Raw genomic sequence first — 1815 nt, forward strand, 5'->3', positions numbered from 1 at the left:
CCGTCACACTCCTAAAAATTCCTTATTGTAGAAAATCGCCACTTCCAGCGAATTTACGCCGCCTGCTGCATCATACCTAAAATTATTGTCGCCTATTGCAAGCTGCATGAATGTACTGTCTACGTCAATAAAGCGGAAATAATCCGTTTCTATGCCGTCCCGTATCAGCTTAGCGCCCTTGCTGCCATATTTCGTGTTAATCTCTATTACGTCCCCCGGCTGCATGACTGCGTTTACTTGTATAAATTCCTCTGTATCAACATTAAGCAGTATAGGATTGCTTACCGTCCCCAGCGCCGTAAACCTTATGCGCATACCCGTTGACACGTCGCCCTCGTTGTAGCAGTCCACTATCACGCTCTCGGCTCTGTACCCAAATATCATGCTTTTGCTGTCGTCCCTATCAATCACGCAGGGGAAATGCCACGCAGCCACCCAGCTTGCTATATCCTCTTTGGTTTCGTCCTCTTCCCGCCAGAACGGGTTAAGGCACTCCAACTGAAAAGCAAACTCATAAAGCACACTTTTTTTCTCTATCTTCGGCTCTCCAAACGTCCTGCAATTTATCACACGCTTAAAGCCGCCATACTCATAGGTCAGCGTGCCGCCCAGCTCTGGGTTAAGTATTTTAAGCATCTGGCGGCGCAACTGTAATGCCTGCGCCTTGTCCCGTGTGTTGATATGCCCTAAAATATCCATGTCCCGTGCCTCTATGCGCTGCCCTACGTATGTGTCGCCGTGCTGCCCCATGCTGTTCGTGCTGTAAATCACATTCGTAACGCCTGCTATGCCGCCTACGTCTTTGCTTATGTTGCAGAAAAATACGCTGTCTATCCCCAGCTCTAGGCTCTCGCCCCGTGAATTTCTGTAAGTCAGCTTTTCATTTTCCATGCCCTACACCGTCCTTGCTATCATTCTGAATTGCCTTGCAGCCTCTTTCTGCTGCTTTGCGTAATCCGTGGTATTTGCGTATATGTTCTGTATCACGGTAAAGCCGCCTGCTGCCCCGCTGCCTTTCGGCTTTGGCTTTTTCGGGTTTCCGTCGCCGTCCCAGTCATACGTAAAATCTTTGTCTACGTTTACCTTTGCGCCTATATCAAACTCCTGCGGTATGTTGTCCTCTATCTGCTTGTTGACTTTCCCCATTTCATCAGAAAAGCCCACGCCGATACCCTGCGCCATGAATACGCCCACTTCGTCCCTAAACTTCCGTGACGGGCTGGCAATCCCTAAAGCGCTCTTTGCTGCATCTAACAGACTGCTTGCAAGGCTGGAAACTTTATCTTTTAACCAGTTCCAGCCGTTGCTTATTCCGTTCCAGATACCATGTACAATATTGCTGCCTATATCCGCAAAGCTGCTGCCTATATTGGAAAAGGCATTTACAATGCCCGTTACGCAGTTCCTCATACCCTCTACCGCCTTATTCTTTACCTCTGTACCCCACTGGGCTACTTTGGATATGGCGGCAGAAATGCTGTTGTAAATCTTCTGCGGCACTTCTTTTACAATGTTCACAATGCCAGTAACCATGCTGTTCATTACCTCTTTGGCTTTGTTCAGCATATTTGCGCCCCATGTCGCCACCTTTGTAACCGCACCTATGATGCAGTTCCAGATTTTCTGCGGTGTTTCTTTTACAATGGTTACAATGCCCGTAAGCATTGTGTTCATTACCTCTTTGGCTTTCGCCAGCATATTTGCGCCCCATGTTGCCACCTTTGTAACCGCACCTATGATGCAGTTCCAGATTTTAGCGGGCGTTTCTTTCACAATGGTTACAATGTTCGTAAGCATTGTGTTCATTACCTCTTT

General features: G+C 47.8%; 2 protein-coding genes. Both read right to left on the reverse strand.

Annotated elements, in window-relative coordinates; genetic code table 11:
* Positions 1 to 3: 3 nt before the first annotated feature.
* A complete protein-coding gene (locus NFS31_RS26595; RefSeq protein ID WP_251502068.1) occupies positions 4 to 891 on the reverse strand; it encodes a phage tail family protein in 888 nt (295 codons plus the stop codon).
* A gap of 3 nt (positions 892 to 894) precedes the next feature.
* Positions 895 to 1815, reverse strand: a 921-nt coding sequence (locus NFS31_RS26600; protein ID WP_331482898.1) for a phage tail protein, incomplete at its 5' end; no start/stop codon positions are given.

It is taken from the genome of Otoolea muris (assembly GCF_943193115.1).
Lineage (GTDB): Bacteria > Bacillota > Clostridia > Lachnospirales > Lachnospiraceae > Otoolea > Otoolea muris.